This window comes from Bacteroidota bacterium, assembly GCA_020161395.1.
Lineage (GTDB): Bacteria > Bacteroidota > Ignavibacteria > Ignavibacteriales > Ignavibacteriaceae > UTCHB3.
This window is the reverse complement of the sequence record JAIUOE010000005.1, coordinates 107,407-124,223: the sequence shown is the minus strand read 5'-3', so window position 1 is coordinate 124,223 and position 16,817 is coordinate 107,407. Positions and strand designations below refer to the sequence as shown.

14 protein-coding genes are annotated in these 16,817 nt (G+C 41.6%); 12 read left to right on the top strand and 2 right to left on the bottom strand.

Going from position 1 to position 16,817, the window contains the following annotated elements; translation table 11 throughout:
• The first annotated feature begins 94 nt into the window (after positions 1-94).
• Entirely contained in the window at positions 95-1,072 is a 978-nt protein-coding gene (locus tag LCH52_09755) for a hypothetical protein (GenBank protein MCA0388766.1), read from the top strand.
• A 16-nt stretch (positions 1,073-1,088) separates the two neighbouring features.
• Here LCH52_09755 and mnmA read toward each other — a convergent pair whose 3' ends face one another.
• Positions 1,089-2,150, bottom strand: coding sequence for a tRNA 2-thiouridine(34) synthase MnmA (gene mnmA / locus LCH52_09750; protein MCA0388765.1), 1,062 nt, complete (start codon positions 2,148-2,150; stop codon positions 1,089-1,091).
• Between the two features lie 205 nt (positions 2,151-2,355).
• Here mnmA and LCH52_09745 point away from each other — a divergent pair, with 205 nt between their 5' ends.
• The 11 genes from LCH52_09745 to LCH52_09695 all read left to right on the top strand — a co-directional run bounded on the left by LCH52_09745 (position 2,356) and on the right by LCH52_09695 (position 14,575).
• Positions 2,356-3,306 (top strand): methylenetetrahydrofolate reductase, encoded by a 951-nt coding sequence (locus tag LCH52_09745; GenBank protein ID MCA0388764.1) that lies wholly within the window; start codon positions 2,356-2,358, stop codon positions 3,304-3,306.
• Positions 3,307-3,333: 27 nt separating this feature from the next.
• A complete protein-coding gene (locus tag LCH52_09740) occupies positions 3,334-4,332 on the top strand; it encodes a Gfo/Idh/MocA family oxidoreductase (protein ID MCA0388763.1) in 999 nt (332 codons plus the stop codon).
• Positions 4,320-4,976 (top strand): class II aldolase/adducin family protein, encoded by a 657-nt coding sequence (locus LCH52_09735; GenBank protein MCA0388762.1) that lies wholly within the window; start codon positions 4,320-4,322, stop codon positions 4,974-4,976. The genes LCH52_09740 and LCH52_09735 overlap by 13 nt, the downstream gene beginning before the upstream one ends.
• A gap of 100 nt (positions 4,977-5,076) precedes the next feature.
• Positions 5,077-6,081, top strand: a complete 1,005-nt coding sequence (locus tag LCH52_09730) for a D-alanine--D-alanine ligase (GenBank protein ID MCA0388761.1) — start codon at positions 5,077-5,079, stop codon at positions 6,079-6,081.
• Complete coding sequence (locus LCH52_09725; protein ID MCA0388760.1) at positions 6,081-6,374, top strand: septum formation initiator family protein; 294 nt, start codon at positions 6,081-6,083, stop codon at positions 6,372-6,374. Before LCH52_09730 ends, LCH52_09725 begins: the two co-directional genes overlap by 1 nt.
• The gene (locus LCH52_09720; protein MCA0388759.1) at positions 6,371-7,666 is read left to right on the top strand and encodes a replication-associated recombination protein A; all 1,296 of its coding nucleotides are present in this window, start codon (positions 6,371-6,373) and stop codon (positions 7,664-7,666) included. Before LCH52_09725 ends, LCH52_09720 begins: the two co-directional genes overlap by 4 nt.
• Before the next feature lie 44 nt (positions 7,667-7,710).
• Complete coding sequence (locus LCH52_09715) at positions 7,711-8,055, top strand: ArsC family transcriptional regulator (GenBank protein MCA0388758.1); 345 nt, start codon at positions 7,711-7,713, stop codon at positions 8,053-8,055.
• 23 nt (positions 8,056-8,078) lie between these two features.
• Positions 8,079-9,584, top strand: a complete 1,506-nt coding sequence (locus LCH52_09710; GenBank protein ID MCA0388757.1) for an NTP transferase domain-containing protein — start codon at positions 8,079-8,081, stop codon at positions 9,582-9,584.
• Positions 9,585-9,685: 101 nt separating this feature from the next.
• Positions 9,686-13,048, top strand: coding sequence for a DNA2/NAM7 family helicase (locus LCH52_09705; protein MCA0388756.1), 3,363 nt, complete (start codon positions 9,686-9,688; stop codon positions 13,046-13,048).
• A gap of 49 nt (positions 13,049-13,097) precedes the next feature.
• On the top strand, positions 13,098-13,517 hold the full coding sequence (locus LCH52_09700; protein MCA0388755.1) for a hypothetical protein: 420 nt from the start codon (positions 13,098-13,100) through the stop codon (positions 13,515-13,517).
• A gap of 308 nt (positions 13,518-13,825) precedes the next feature.
• Positions 13,826-14,575: a hypothetical protein gene (locus tag LCH52_09695; GenBank protein MCA0388754.1), complete on the top strand. Its 750-nt coding sequence runs from the start codon at positions 13,826-13,828 to the stop codon at positions 14,573-14,575.
• Positions 14,576-14,647: 72 nt separating this feature from the next.
• Here the strand turns inward: LCH52_09695 and LCH52_09690 are convergent, their stop codons facing one another.
• Complete coding sequence (locus LCH52_09690; protein ID MCA0388753.1) at positions 14,648-16,654, bottom strand: PAS domain S-box protein; 2,007 nt, start codon at positions 16,652-16,654, stop codon at positions 14,648-14,650.
• Positions 16,655-16,817 lie beyond the last annotated feature (163 nt).

The following is a 16,817-nucleotide window of genomic DNA, read 5'->3' as shown; positions in this document are numbered from 1 at the left end:
CCTGTTCCTGAAATATCTGTTCAGATCGTTTGTACAGTATTCCAAATCATTTATAATAACAGATCAGAAATTTTAAATTCCAAGAGCCGTAACAATGAAAAAGATAATAATCATAGTGTTTGTTTTCATAGTCTCATTTCTTACTCTGTTTACTTTTGTCAATAATTCTTCAGATGATAAAAAGACAGTCGTTCTTGCGGGGAAGATAAATTCAGACACATCATTGATTGACTCTGCCTCTCAGAATTCCATTGATTTCACCCCCTCAGACTCAATCGGAAAGAATCAAATCGTCATCATTTATCCATCAGGCAAGGAAAACTTAAAAGGGAGGAATGTACTAATTACCATGGGTGGTATGGGGGCAAAACTAAAATGGGTTCAGAAATGGACGGAGGAGCTTTACAAGGCAAAGTTAAACGAGTTTAATATCGGAATGATAATAGTGGTGAAGGGTCCCGTGGAAGAATATTACGATTCAAGGGAGATTGAAATAAAAAAGATGACAAAAAGATATGTAGCGGCATATCAGGAATATGGATTTAACGAAACCTATTTGATAGTTCACTCGAGTGGAGTATTCCCGGCACATCAAATGTTTGATTTCCTTTATATCGGGGGAGATGACCCGAACAATAAAAGTATGAAAATGCGTAAACTTGAAGTTCTCGACCCGGAAGGAATCACAAAAAACAGGATAACCTACATAATGCTTGATGGTGAGTTGGGAATTCCAAAAGGGTATACTCTTACGGAAAAGATGGTAAAAAACCTGAAGAAAATATATTCATTTTATGCTGTTGATGCCGAGACCAAAACATTTTCGGGGATGGCGAAAGAAGCAAAAATGGTAAAGAATAAATTTCAGGATGAAACAATTCTTTATGAATATATTGCGGAGAACAGCGGGTGCAATCGTGATGCAAAATGGTGTGTTCACGAGACCCTTATAACCACAAGACCCCACAATCCCGCTGGATATGACCTCGAAAAGGATTATCAATTCTTTGACTCAACCCGTAAAGTCGTCACAGGTTATATGGGCGTTGTTAAAAACGGGAAGTGGGAGTAGAATTGAAACCGAAATCCTATATCCCAAAAATCAAACTTCCCCCGAGGCACCAGCCATTCTGATAGAAGACAGCGAACTGTCCCGGGGCGATGCCTTTGTCGGGTTTCTCAATTTTTACAATTGCCGAAATTTCACTGTCAAAGTTAAGAGTGCAATTGTAGAAGTTTGGACCGTGCCTTACCTTTACCTTTAGACCTTCCATCGATTCGGGTGGTTTCCCTGCAAACCAGTTGAAATTGGTTACCCTGAATTTGTCTCTTTCACGGTCGATTGATTCATCTTCTCTGGATATGTAGAGAATATTGTTTGGGATATCTTTCTGAACTACAAACCAGGGACCGCCGCTCAAGCCAAGTCCTGACCGTTGCCCGATGGTGTAAAAATAGTAACCGCTGTGTCTTCCCATCGTTTTTCCGGTATCTATATCAATCATGTCACCAGGCATTTCACCGAGGTGGTATTTGATAAAATCCTTAAATTTTATCTGTCCGAGGAAGCAGATTCCCTGACTGTCCTTTTTGTTTTGTGTCGGCAGGTCATATCTCGCAGCCACAGTTCTGACTTCACTTTTCTTGAGTGAACTCAATGGAAACAAAGCCCTTGAGAGTTGATTTTGATTCAAATAAGAAAGGAAATAAGTCTGATCCTTCACGGGGTCGGGGGTAATCTTCAGCAGAAATCTCCCGTCGACTTCCTCCACTCCGGCATAATGTCCGGTTGCCACCTTTTCAAAGGAATCATCAATTTTGTCAAAAAACTTGCCAAATTTTATCAGACTGTTGCAGAAGATATCCGGATTTGGAGTTCTGCCTGCCTTAATTTCATCGATTGTGTAAGAAACCACTGCATCCCAGTACTCATTTTGCATGGTTCTCACTTCGAAAGGGATGCCGAGTTTTTTTGTAACCCCTTCGCAATACTCAATATCCTCTTCCCACGGGCAGTCACCGAGGGAGGTGAACTCATCCTGGAGCCAGATTTTGAGGTAGAAAGCGGTAACATCATGTCCCTGCTCTTTCAACAAGGCAAGTGCAACAGAACTGTCGACACCACCGGAGAGTAAAAGTGCTGTTTTCATGTATAAATTTTCCGGGGTTTCAAGGCAGAGGGCATCAGTAAATCAAATTTAGAGAGTAATAAATTCATTTTTGAGATTTGTTTAAAATGAGTCCGTTAAATAAAAAAATGATGTAAAACGGATAATTTTTCATAATTATAGTTTAAATTTACGGATTCGTTTTAAGTTATTATAATCACAATAAATCAAACAGTGCTGAGATTAGATGAAAGTTACAGAAGTTCTTGCCAACGCTAAAGATACATTAATCAGTTTTGAGATAATTCCACCCAAAAGAGGTGGTGAAATCGACAGCCTTCTTCACACAATAGAGAGTATTGCCCGTTATAAACCTCCCTTTATCGATATAACAAGCCATGCAGCCGAAATAGTTTATGAAGAGACTCCAAAAGGAATCAGAAAAAAAGTTATCCGCAAACGCCCGGGGACTTTGGGAATTTGTGCCCTTATTCAGAACAAATACAGAATTGAAGCTGTTCCCCATATCCTTTGTAAAAACTTCACAAAGGAAGAGACCGAAGATTTTCTTATCGAACTCGGATATCTTGGGGTGAACAATGTTCTCGCCATTCAGGGAGACGACAAGGGATTTGAAAAAGAGATTTCAAGCGGCAGAACGACAAACAAATATGCTATCGATCTGGTTAAACAGGTCACTGACATGAACAAAGGAATCTACCTCGAGGAGGAACTTCTGGATGCAAAACCCTCCAATTTTTGTATCGGAGTTTCAGGTTATCCTGAAAAACATTATGAAGCTCCAAACCTGAAGACAGATCTGCTTTTCACCAAGCAAAAAATTGAAGCAGGAGCTGACTACATAGTCACTCAGATGTTTTTTGACAATCAGGCATTTTTCAATTATCGTGAGAAAGCGGCTGAAATCGGAATTACCGCCCCGATACTGCCGGGACTGAAGATACTGACTTCAAAATCGCATCTGAAGAACATCCCAAAGAATTTTTACATCAACATTCCCGAAGAACTCTCGGGTGAAATAATGGAAGCAAAACCAGAGCATGTGATGGAAGTGGGAGTAAACTGGGCAGTGAAACAAGCCGAGGAACTTATCAATTCAGGTGTACCGTGTCTGCATTTCTACATAATGCAAAACCCGAAACCGGTGAACATGCTGATGGAAAAACTTAAAATTTAATGAGACTTTTTCTCAAAAGGTAAAAAAATGCTTAATATAGCTTCCTCTATCAGAAGACAAAAAATGATGTGGGGCATCGCCGGTCTTGGGAACTTCGCTGAGACGGGGTTTATGCCCGCGTTCAACCTTTTGAGGAGGGCAAAACTTCTTTCGGTCTACAGTGGAGACATCCACCGGGCTAAATCATTTGCAGACAAATTTGGTGCAGCCAACCATTTTGATAATTTTGATGCATTTCTTGCATCAGGAATTGACGCGGTTTACATAGCAGGCGCCAACTCGACTCACTTTTTGCAGGCAAAAAAGGCTCTTCTTGCCGGAATTTTTGTGCTGTGTGAAAAGCCTGTAACGAACACCGCCGAGGAAGCCGCTGAGTTGCACAGACTCGCCCAGGAGACCGGCAGAATCTTTACCATCAACTACACCTACAGGTACCACCCCTTTATAGTAAAGGCAAAGGACCTGCTGGATAATCACAAACTTGGCAGAATCTTAAGCATTCAGGCTGATTTTAATGTCGACCTCGTACCCGGTTCAAATTTCAGGTATGAGCGGGCGCAGGCAGGGGGAGGTGCGCTTCGGGACCTCGGAACCCACATGATAGATACCTTCCGGTTTTTACTCGGAGATATTTCTGAAATTTCCGGATATCTCGACAACCTCGTTTATAAAGCCGATGTTGAAGATTTCGCAACTGCCATTGTAAAATTCGAGAACGGCAGTTTTGGTAATTTTACAGTCTCCTACGCAGCAAAAAAGGGAATAAACTCCCTTAAAATAACCGGTCACAAAGGCTCTATTCGCATAGATAATCTGATCGGGATGCGCTACAGCTCTTCAAAACTTATGATAAGCCTTGAAGGAGAAGCTCAGAAAGTCTTCCGAAAAAGAGCAAACAAACTCTACCGTCTGTTGCGTGATGTGAATACATCGTTTCTTAAAAAAGTACAACCACCAATCACCTCACTTGACGGGCTTGTGAACATGCAGCTCATGGAAGCTCTGGAAAGAAAATGCAGGAAGTAGAAGAACTTCTTCACTACTCAAGATTGTCCTGGGAAAGGGGTTTTCTGGCTGCAACTGACGGGAATTTGTCTGTCAGGCTTGCGAACGGAAACATCCTGATAACAGGTTCCTCCGTTTGCAAAGGCGAGATAACTGCAGGCGATTTAGTGGAAATTGACGCTGACGGGAAAAAAGTTTCCGGAGGCAGAAAGGTCAGTACAGAATATAAACTGCACCTGCATATCTATCAGAACAGAAGTGATGTAAATGCAGTGGTGCATACGCATCCTGTCTCTGCACTTGTTTGTGCATCTTCAAATATTTCCCTGGATAAGCCTCTTTTCCCCGAAGTTATTCTTACACTCGGGCGTATCCCGACATGCAGATATGCTGCTCCTTCAACGGACGGACTTCACCGCGCTCTCGATCCTTTTCTCGAATATGCAACGGTTTTTCTGCTTGAAAATCATGGTGCGGTTGCCACGGGCAGGAATTTGAAAGAGGCATTTTACAGAACCGACAAACTTGAGCATACTGCAAAGGTCGTGCTTGAAGCAACAAAAACAGGGGGAATAAAACCTCTGCTTAGGCATCAAATTGATGAACTGTATGCGATTGCCGGAAAAAGCTACGGCATCAGCCTGCATCAAAAAAACAGATTTTAGGAATAGTGACAAACTTCGAATCGTCACACGGTACCGGGAAATTCAGATAGATGATGGTTTTTCACTTTTCTTCTTGTTACCCGTATAATTTGGAAAATTAATGAAGACAAAAAACGAAACAAAAGTGGTTTTACTCGCCGGCGGGGCATCTTCCGAAAGAGAAGTCTCTAAAAGTTCATCCTCCGGCATCTACAAGGCTCTCCTCGCAAATGGATATAAAGTAACGGTTATTGATCCGGCTCTCGGAACCAACCAGTACAGTGAAGCCGAAAAGTACTTTTTACCCGATGATGGCAGGCAGGTATCTTTCCTTAATTATATCCCTTCTGTCAGTCTGCCTGTCTTTGATGATGCCGATCTTGTTTTTATCGGTCTGCACGGCAGGTGGGGTGAAGACGGACAAATTCAGTCACTGCTTCAGTTAAGAGGATTAAAATATACAGGACCCGGAGTACTTTCCTGCGCACTGGCAATGAACAAGGGGAAGGCAAAAATCATTTTCAACAACAGTGGTGTCATAGTTCCAAAAGGTTTTAATGTTTTCAAGGAGAGTTTCGATTATAAAATTGACAAAGACTGGGTGATCAAAGATTTCGGTTTTCCCGTCATTGTCAAACCAAACGATGAAGGATCCACTTTCGGATTGACACTGGTTGAAAGCGAAGATCAACTTGAGGAAGCATTCAGATTTGCTTTTGATTATTCGGAAAATGTTTTGATAGAAGAGTATATCCCCGGAAGGGAGCTCACCGTGGGAGTCCTTGACGGAGTCGCACTTCCTGTTCTCGAGATCAGGCCGAAACATGGTCTCTACGATTACGAGTGTAAATACACATCGGGAATGAGTGAATATCTTGTTCCTGCTCCGATTGACGATGATCTCGCTGCATTTATACAGGAACAGACACTTCTTGCCTATCATTCAATCGGGTGTAAAGGATACGCGCGAGTTGATTTCCGCCTTTCTCCGGAAAACAGACCTTATTGTTTGGAAGTCAATTCTCTCCCGGGAATGACAGCTACAAGTCTCCTCCCAAAGATGGCTAAAGAGAAAGGGATCAGTTATGAAGAACTCGTTGACAAAATTGTAAGGATCTCCCTCTGATGACAGAGACGAAGAAGCCACGGCTGTTTCTCTGGTTTTCAATTCTAACGGTTGGATTGATTGCGACATATATCATTTTCAATGCCAATGGATTCTTCAGACACAGTGAATTAAAACAACAGATTAAAGACCTTGGCATGGAGCTTGACACTCTTCGCCGTCAGAATAAAGGGCTTCGGGATCAAATCGATTCGCTGCAAAAGCAGTATGATGCCAAAATTGAGCAGGTGGCAAGGGAAAAGCACAACATGAAAAAAGAGAATGAAAAAGTCATCAAGGTTGAGAAAAAATGACTCTTAATGAAAGTTTTGTTCCCCTCGCCGAAAGATGCAGACCTCTCAAACTTGACGATTTTAAGGGGCAGGAACACCTCCTTGCAAAAGGAAAACCCCTGCGTAATATGATTGAGTCGGGGTTTATTTCCTCCTTTCTCCTTTGGGGTCCACCCGGTACGGGCAAAACAACCATAGCCAAGATTATTGCACATTCCACGGGTTCTAAATTTCATCAAATTAATGCCGTTTCTTCAGGCGTCAAGGAAGTAAGAGAGATTATTGCCAAGGCTCTCGAAGAGAAAACAAAAGGATTTAAGACAATTCTTTTTATCGATGAAATCCACAGGTTCAACAAAGGGCAGCAGGATGCGTTGCTCGGTTCTGTGGAACAGGGAACAATTACTCTTATTGGCGCCACTACCGAAAATCCTTCCTTTGAAGTAATCCCGGCTCTAAGATCGAGGATGAGAATTTTCAAACTGAATGAGCTTGCGGAGCAGGACATTACGGGGATAATAAAGGGGGCTTTGACGAATGACCCGGTACTCTCGATGGCAAAAGTCGATTTTGATGATATTGCATTCGACTATCTTTACCTTGTTTCAGGAGGTGATGCCCGGTCTGCTTTGAATATCGTTGAAGCGATTGTGTTGTCGAGTCCTGAAGCTGCGAAAGTAACGATTGGTCAGGCTGAAATTGAGAATGTCATCCAGAAAAAGAACATTATTTACGACAAAGCGGGTGAAGAACATTATAACATCATCTCTGCATTCATAAAAAGTATCAGAGGAAGTGATCCCGATGCCGCTGTTTACTGGATGGCAAGAATGCTTGCCGGAGGTGAAGACCCTCTTTTTATCGCGAGAAGAATGATAATCCTGGCATCTGAAGATATCGGAAACGCCTCGCCCAATGCCCTTTTGCTCGCTGAGGCAACTTTTTCTGCTGTTGATAAAATCGGGATGCCCGAGGCACGGATAATTCTGTCTCAATGTGCCACTTACCTTGCATCTTCTCCTAAAAGTAATGCATCTTATCAGGCAATCGACAAGGCACTCGCCGATGTTGAGAAGGAACCACTCCATGCAGTTCCACTTCATCTGCGAAATGCACCCACCGGTTACATGAAAAATATCGGTTACGGCGCAAACTACCGATATCCACACAGCTATCCCGGTCATTTTTTACAGGAGGAGTATCTCCCAAAAGAATTGAAAGGGCGGCAGTATTATCTTCCTTCAGAAAACGGCAGCGAAAAAACCATCAAGGAAAGACTTGCAGCTATTTGGAAGGGTTTCAAGAAGTATTAGAAGTTATTTTTTACTTTACACTTTAATCTTATTAAAATTTTGCGATGAACATTATTATAATTGGTACAAAAAAATGTCGTGAGACACAGAAGGCAGAAAGATATTTTAAGGAAAGGCGGGTACCCTTTCATTTTAGAGATTTGAATGAAAAAGGGCTGTCAAAAGGAGAACTGGAAAACATCACAGCAGTTCTTGATATTGAGGAAGTCTTTGATGAAAATTCCGACCGTTATAAAAAGCTGAACATGCAGTATATGGTCTTTGATAAATTCACAAAATTATTGGATGATTCTCTTCTTCTGAAAACTCCGGTTGTGAGGAACGGTAAAAAATGTACCGTCGGTTATGAACCGGAAACATGGAAGAAGTGGATCGAGGAAAGCAAGTAATTAACAAAAATCCGGAGTGTACAATGGAACTGACATACGCACAACAAGTTTATCAGGGGGTTGAAGAATTTAGTTCTGAACTCGATTATTCACAAAATGAAGTGGCAATTATACTTGCCGCCGGGCATGGGAAAAGAATTAAATCGCAAACCTCAAAAATGCTTCATACAATTTGGGGTATCCCAACTGTGGAGAGGGTGTACAATGCCTGCAACAACGAGTTTTCGTCAATGAATACTGTGCTCGTGGTTGGGATAAAAGCATTGGATGTACTTGCCGTTTTTGGTAAAAGAGACAAGGTAAGTTTTGCTTATCAGGAATTTCAGAACGGTACAGGTCATGCTGTGCAGGTCGGACTGGAAAAAGTGGACAAAAACAGGTTCTCTGGTGTGGTTTATGTTTTCCCCGGTGACATGGGGTTGATAGACAATGACACAGTCTCAATGTTTAGAAAGGCATTTAAGGACTCGGGTGCTGATATGATGGTACTGACAGGCATGTATGAGGGAAATATTGAAGCCAATCAGTATGGAAGAATAGTGCGTGTGAAGTCAACGGACATCGACGGACAACCTGCGGGCAAGGACGAGAATAAAGTAATCGAGATTATGGAGCACAAAGATATTCTCGCTCTTAGCGATCATGTTCACTATGTTACCGAATACAACGGAAGACGATACGCCTACTCGAAGCATGAACTTATTGAAAATCGTGAATACAATTCGGGTGTCTATGCTTTTGACCATAAAAAACTGATTGAGCAGGTGGAGAATATCTCGAGTCAGAACGCTCAAAATGAAATCTACATTACCGATTTGATTGCCCTTTTCAACAAAGCCGGTTACTCGGTCGATGCTGTCAGCCCTAAAAACGAGTATGTGGTTATGGGCTTTAACGACAAATCAGTTCTGAAGGAAATGAAGCAGTTGTATAAAAAAATTGTGTACAACAAACTTAAAAACATCATCGAAATTCAGGATCCCGACGATTTCTTCATAGATGAAGGGGTGGTAAGAGATCTGATAAATCTCGACAAAGAGGGAATTCCCCTGGATATCAAGATAGGGAAGGGAGCCCACATCGGGAAGGGTGTGAAACTCAATTATGGTGTCGAAATCAAAAAGAATGTGTATATCAAAGGAAATGTTGTATTCGGTAAAAATGTAAAAATTGCCGAAAACTGTCATTTGTCAACATTTCCACACCAGACATTTACGATTGGTGACGGGGTATCAATTTCCTGGGGAGATATCATTAAAGGAAGCATTATAATTGGTGAAAATTCTGTCATTGAATCGAGCGTGAATATGACGGGAAGTGATGACTATCCACTGATTCTCGGGAAAAATGTCCTTATTAAAGGAACAAGTTACATTTTCGGTTCGATTATAGAGGATGATGTACATGTTGAGCACAGTGTGATAATCCGAAAAAGGATCATCAGACAGGTAAGGAAAGACGGATCGGTACAAAAAGTTATGTTCTATCTGCCTATGCCCTCCGGACTCGATGTTATTGAAGAGTTATAGCAACCACTGAAAATAAGAAACAGTTTTGGGAAGAATCAAAAAAAGAATGGATTTCTAAAACCAGGTTTTGATTCTTCCTCTCTAATAAAGAAGGTAAACATATGGCACTATCGGGAGAATTTGTATTTCAACGAATTGAGGAAATCCATTCAAGTGGATTGACCAACGACGAAAAGCTGAGAAATTTAAGAATAATTTCAGAGGAGACGCTCAGGTCTTTGATAAAGGATCACGGTGTCCGTATCTCCCAGCTTAGTCATATGGCTGTCTACCTTTTCGACAAAAATCCTGAAGCCAAAAAACACGAAGATGAATTTTTTGGATTCTTAAAACTTGCAAACAAAGCATCACACAACTACCCTTACAACTGTCCCGATGATCAGATCTTAGCCGCAATTAAGGCGGTATCACTCGTATTTTCTGCCCTTTTGGATACTCCCGTTCCTGAATCAATCCAGTTATTGTACTCGAATGAAAAACTGCCGTTGCTTCGACTTAAAGGATTGCAAAACAAAGAGATCGTGGAATTTGTTCAGGCAACTATAAAAAAAGTAGTGAAGAAAAAACAGGGACCTGACGCTAAAAACTACATTTTATTGTTTTGTTTCTCGGAAGAGATGGGTGATTTCTCTGTAATCATCTACGAAAATCAAAGAAATGTAGATAATAAATCAAAACCATCCAAAAACCTGTTCGAGTGGGGGCAGTTCATTCCTGAATACAGTCAGGTGAATTTTTTCTACATACTTCAAAATAAAGAGAGACCCGATCAGTACTCTCTCGATTTTACGAGGACCATGATAGTTCTCGAGCCTGATTTCCTTCTTGAGGCGAAGGATATCGGGACACTGTTTTATTCTGCAGAGAGGAGCCCTGCACTTTACATCATCGAAAAACTCCTTCCACAGGAAACAAATTCGGCGATGTTCAAAGGAAATCTCGTAAATAATCTTCTTGATGAATATCTTTACAACGACAATGTGGACTTTGAAGAGACATACACCGGGTTTCTAAATGAAAATCTGATTTCCGCCACAACTTTCAAAGATGACCTTCCAAAAGTTAAAACAGAGGTAATGACTGTTCATCTCCCTCGAATAAAAGCAGAACTTCCGAAATTGCGGGGTGCGGAAGGGGAGTACACAGTTATAACGGAACCTACATTTTATTCGGCACTTTTTGGAATAACAGGACGACTCGATATTCTTCAATCCTCGAACACTGATCCAAAAAGGAAGAATGTGATCGAGCTAAAATCGGGTTTGGCAAGTTCATCGGGTGTCTGGAAAAGTGAGGAGATGCAGGTAACCGCTTATAATCTCCTTATGCAATCAACATACGGATTCGACAGACTTGGCGACAGTGCCATTTTTTATACCAAAGCCAATACCAACCATTTCAGAAATGTCCCCGTAATGGCTCAGAAATCGATTGAATATCTCACGGGCAGAAATGAGATTTTCCTCGTTTTGAATATGCTCAGGCAGAACGACGACAGACTTTTTGCCCGCCTTATGAATTTTGATCCCCCGTCTAATAACAAATTTGCACCTGCTAAAATCGAAAAATTCCGAAAGAATTTTTCTGCTGCTTCACCTCTTGAGCAAAAGTATTACCGTGTCTGTGTGTCATTTATGATTAATGAACTGTTTGACAGTAAAATTTCCTCTAATGACAATGAGCAGACCGATTCCAGTTTTGCATCTCTTTGGAGACAACAACCGGCAATTAAAGAGGATTTTCAGTTCAGTCTTATAAGAGGGTTAAAGTTCAGTCACCATGACAAGGAAAAGAACTCGTTTGTTTTCGACAGAACAATTCAAAAAGTATCAAAATTCAGGGAAAATGATCTTATTATCCTTTATCCCCACGATGAATATGAGCTGGAACCTTTAAAATGTCAGATTTTAAAGGGAACCATTGCTGAACTGACCAATGAGAAAGTCGCAGTTAAGCTTTTTAACAAGCAGCTCGATAAAACTGTTTTCAACTCAGGGAAATATTTTGCCATCGAACCTGATTACAAAGATTCCGGCATTATCAGCACGGTCAGGATGATGTTTAACTTTCTTGAGGCTGATACAAGAAAGAAGGAATTGTTGCTCGGTCTCCGGGCTCCGGTCTCGGGGGACCTGCCATCAATCGACGAGACAGGGATGCAGCAAAGTCAGGCAGAAAATGTAAAAAAAGCTCTCTCAGCGAAAGACTATTACCTGCTTCAGGGTCCTCCGGGGACAGGAAAGACTTCCATGGCACTAATGTCGATGATTAAGGCAATTCTTGCCGGAGACGGGGAGGAAACGGTGACAATTCTTGCCTTTACAAACAAAGCCATAAAGGAGGTCTGCAAGAAACTGAAAGAGGCAGGTATAGACTATCTTTTCAACAGTGCGAGCGAAGATGATACAAGTTCGCTTAAAACCATGGTGAAAACGCACAATCTGGAGAGTTTCGAGGAGTACATAAAAGGCATTCGGGTTGTTACTTCCACTGTGGCGTCATTTGTAAGAAACAGCAAGGATCTGAGTTCGTTCTTTAAGTTCGATACTCTCATCGTGGATGAGGCGAGTCAGTTGCTGGAGCCACAACTTGCCGGTATTATCGTCAATTTCCAGAGGTTTATCCTGATTGGAGATCAAAATCAGTTACCTGCCGTTACGGTTCAGGGTGATGCAAACACCTTGATTACTGATTCTGACTTGAACGGAGCGGGTATCCGGGATATGAAAGTTTCACTCTTCGAGAGGATGTTTTACACTGCTGTGGCAAAGGGGTGGACGCATGCATACGGTACACTAAAAGAGCAATTCAGGATGCATGAAGTAATAATGGACCTGATAAACCATTATTATCACGGGAATCTGCAATGTGCACTCTCCGGGAGAGAAAGTCTCGACTCCATTTATCCAAACCCTGACGATTCTGCTCTTTCGAAAATTCTAACAGGGAACAGATTGATATTTATTGAGACCCAATATTCCAAAACGGGTAAAATGAATGAGTCCGAGGCTGAGATTGTCAGCATGATAGCGGGAAAGATCAGGGAAATTTCGGGACTTCCGAAAGACGAACTCCCGGACATTGGTATCATCACCCCTTGGAGGGCTCAGATTGCAGCCATAAACCAAAGACTCGAAATGAAGGGAATAACCGGACTCCCGGTGGATACAGTGGAAAGATTTCAGGGGTCTGAAAACAAAATCATAATTTATTCAACTTCCGTCTCCAACACTTCCCAGCTCGAAAGACTTGGTTCCTTTGGCAAAAACAAAAGTGTGGAAAATGAAGTGGAAGTTGACAGAAAACTGAATGTTGTACTCAGTAGAGCGCAGGAACAGCTAATTGTTCTTGGTTCGGTTTCCGTTTTAAGGACTTCACTTCACTACCGGAAGCTCATTGAGACGATACGGGAAAAAGGGAGGTTTGTTTCTACCACTGAACGAAAGAAACTTTTCGGAACCTGATTTACACTTCATTCGTATAACCTTTATGTTAAAAAAATAAAGGAATTCAATGAGAAAGCTTGGCATTTTATTGTGGTTCGGTTTGATACTCTCCTCGGCATCGTTTGCTCAGGAAATTCTTGCATCAAAACCGAACCAGACCGGCATTAAATCACCATTTAAGACAGATTTTTCCACAACTTTTGCAAGCAGCAACAATGCACTCGCAAAGGTGGCACAACTTCTTGAATCGGGAAGATCACACAAAAGTGTGGAGACACTTCTTAGTGCCGCACTTATTCTTTTTATGGAAGAAAAATGCTCGGGTGTTGAAGCGTCTATAACCGGACTCTCGGTATTGCAGGAGGCTACAACCTTGGCGCTAAAAGCAAAAAATAAAAAACTCCTGAAGCTCGTCGCCTCATTCTGGGAAGATCCCGGATTTGGAAATAACCAAAATTACGCTTCCGAACTGACTTACGACGAGTAAAAAGGTTCTGAAATACCTTTTACTCTCTTAAAGTGCGTTCTAATTTATATTAATTATGAAAAACAGTTTGGAATTAATCAATAAATAGATTAATTTAAGTTCCTCTCCAATTTGATTATTTTTTTTAGGGTCAAAATCAGAAAGTTCCGTCATTTTTTTAAGATGTTAACTGAATCACACGACATCAATTTTCAGTTAAACTTCAGGAACAATGAAATATCAATCGAAGTGTAAATGACAGAAATAATTTTGAATTTATTTTTATTAAAAATCAATCATCATCAATCACCAACAACAAAGGTATCACAATGAAAATCAACACCAGATTTTTCGCGTTCGCACTGGCAGCACTTTTTCTGCTCAACTTTGCAGGTTTCTCACAGAAAAAACCGGAAGTTATAAAAAGCAAAACCAACGCAGCAGGCAAGACTGTCAATGTAAACAAGATCGATTTCAAAGCTGAATTCGGTTCATCCAACAGTGCTCTCTCGAAACTTGGAGAGATCATCAGTGACGGCAGAAGAGACGGCGATGTAAAAGCCCTCGTTTCAGCAGCCATGATCCTCTTCATGGAAGAAGCAGCCACAGGAAAGAAAGCTTCCGTAACCGGAAAAGCACTTCTTGAAGAAGCAACCACAAAAGCCACGAATCAGAACAACTACCAGGCTCTTATAGCATGTTCAGATGCATGGGGTGCAAAAACCCTCGGTAACGATGCTGCAAAATCAACAGAACTTGCAAAACTTGCTGCAGCAGTAAAAGGGAAATCGGGCAAGAGCTTAAGAGGTCCCGGAGCCAAAGAGTGCACACTCCAGATAGAGAACTACTCGACCTACAAGATCCACATCTATGTTGACGATGTATTCATGGGATCAGTTGAACCGGGTCAGTATATCAAATTCCAGCAGGTAGGTTCGGGTACAACAAAGCTTTACGCAGAGACAGATTATGTAAAAGATCCCACCTCCGGAGAAGACACCTACTTCTACTGGCAGGGAGAGATCAACCTGAAGTCATACAAGGATGAACTCCCCGACTTCACATGGCAGTTACAATAGCCAATCGATCTCAAACAAAAATTGAAAAAGGTTGTCACGAAAGTGGCAACCTTTTTTTTATTCTTCAATCCCTCAATAATCGGGCGAAATCTTTGTTACTCTCGTTGATTTGAAAGAGACGATTACGGTGGTTCCAATGCCTTCACTGCTTTTGATTGAAATTGTGGCATTGTTTAAATCGACGAGTTTTTTTACAATAGGGAGGCCCAAACCGAGTCCTTCGTAACCTCTGTCGAGACCGGATTCCTGCTGAGAGTATGGTTCGAAGAGCCGCTTTTGGTAGGTTTCAGAAATTCCAACCCCTGTATCCTCAATTTTAACGCAGATATCGGAAGAATTTTCAAATATTTCAATGCTTATCTTCCCGAATTGGGTAAATTTTACAGCATTATCGAGCAAGTGCACGAAGATGGCGAGGACACTGTTTTCATCAGCAAGAATGGTGTCTTTGGCGGTAGAGGATTTAAGCTTGAGGATCAAACCTTTTGCAGATGCCAGAGGTTTGTACTGCTTTTCGATATTTGTCAGGATGTTGGTCAGTTTAAATTGTGTCGGTCTGATTTCCTGATCCCCGTGCTGAAGCCTGGTGAAGTTCAGAATCATATCGACAGTATTAATCAGTCTTTTAGTTGATTTTTCAAGGCCTTTGAAAACAAAATCATAGTCTTGATCGTCCGAATTTTCCACAAGTTCCTGAACGATGCTGGTCAAACCGAGAATCCCGTTAAGAGGTGTTCTGATTTCATGTGAAAGGTTTTCGATGAAGGCATCTTTAAGTTTATTGGCAGCTTCAGCACTCTCTTTTGCTTTGATGAGTCCCGTCTGCAGTTCCTTTAACTCACTGATATCGATCAGCGAAAGGAGAACAACAAAATCTTCTCCTCTGGAAATCCTTGAAGTGGAGCCGAGAAGAGAGACGGATTTGGTTTCGCCTCCGTGCAATACAGTGGTTTGCAGTTCAATATCCCTCAAACCTTCTCCTGTCTCAAGCGTCCTTTTCAGTGCGAGTCGCAGACTGCATTCACCGCATCTCTTTCCAAAACCGCAGCCCCTCGGATCATCCAGGGCATTGATGCAACCGAAAACCCCACATGCTTTGTCCGAAAGAATAAGTGACTGGTCGGGCCAACCGGTTGCTTCGCAGAAAGCCCTGTTGCCTGTGAGAACCCTTCTATTGGCATCCACAGTGCAAATCATCGAGGGTGAGCAGTCGTAGATCGCCTGCAACTCGTTTTTTTGAGCCTTCAATTCGTTTTCATGTTCAATTCGATATGTTATATCGTTCGTAATTACGATAAATTCGCCGTTTTCCGGATTAAGGGAAGTTTTCGAGTTGGTCCAGTAAAATTCTCCGTTCTTAGCCCTGATTCTGTGTTCCATGCTCTGACTTATGCCGGTTGAAAGTATTTGTCCGAGTTTCTCCAGAACGGCAGGTACTTCATTTCTGTCGAGGAAATATTTGAAGTGTCTCCCTGTTAATTCTTCGGGGAAGTAGCCGTAGAGTTTTGTAACGCTGGGGGAGACATATTTGATTATACCCGAAGTGTTCATTGTGATAATTACATCACTGATGTTTGCGAGTATCACTGCGGTATCCCGTTCCGCCTTAACTTTATCCGACACTGAAAAACCGATACACACCACTTCAGAAACGCCACCTTTTCCATCTGAAAATGCAGTGAATTCCCATTCAGTGGCATTAAATCTGTTGTTTTTGTATGGTTTTCTTAAGGTTACTTTACACGGGACTCCCGGATTGGTACAGCATTTTATAACTGATTCCATACATTTTGCTCTGTCTTCCTCAATCAAAGTCATCAAAGAAGGTGTACCCAGAATTTCTTCTCTTATGAGTCCGAATGCCTGACAAAATGAGTCGTTCACATATGTATAATTTCCATTTGCATCAGTCTTCATTACATATATGAGATCGGAAGATTCAAGACTTTGAATGATTGTGTCGCCCGTCTGCATCACAGTGCGAGAGTCTTTACTTTTTGAGGGAAATGCGGATTCATCTGTTCCCAACCCGCTGTCTGCCGGAATAGAATTGTCGGTATTGGAAACATTTTGGGCCATCGGAAAACTTCCAATCTTTTTGATGGGGAATGCAAAAGATATTAAGTACAAAATAATCAAATTTGGGAAAAAGGCCAAGATAAATGGGGAATTATTTCACGGATTTTTTTAATGCTAAATCACTTTACCAAAATAATGCACCAATTATCCAAGAGAATTCCTT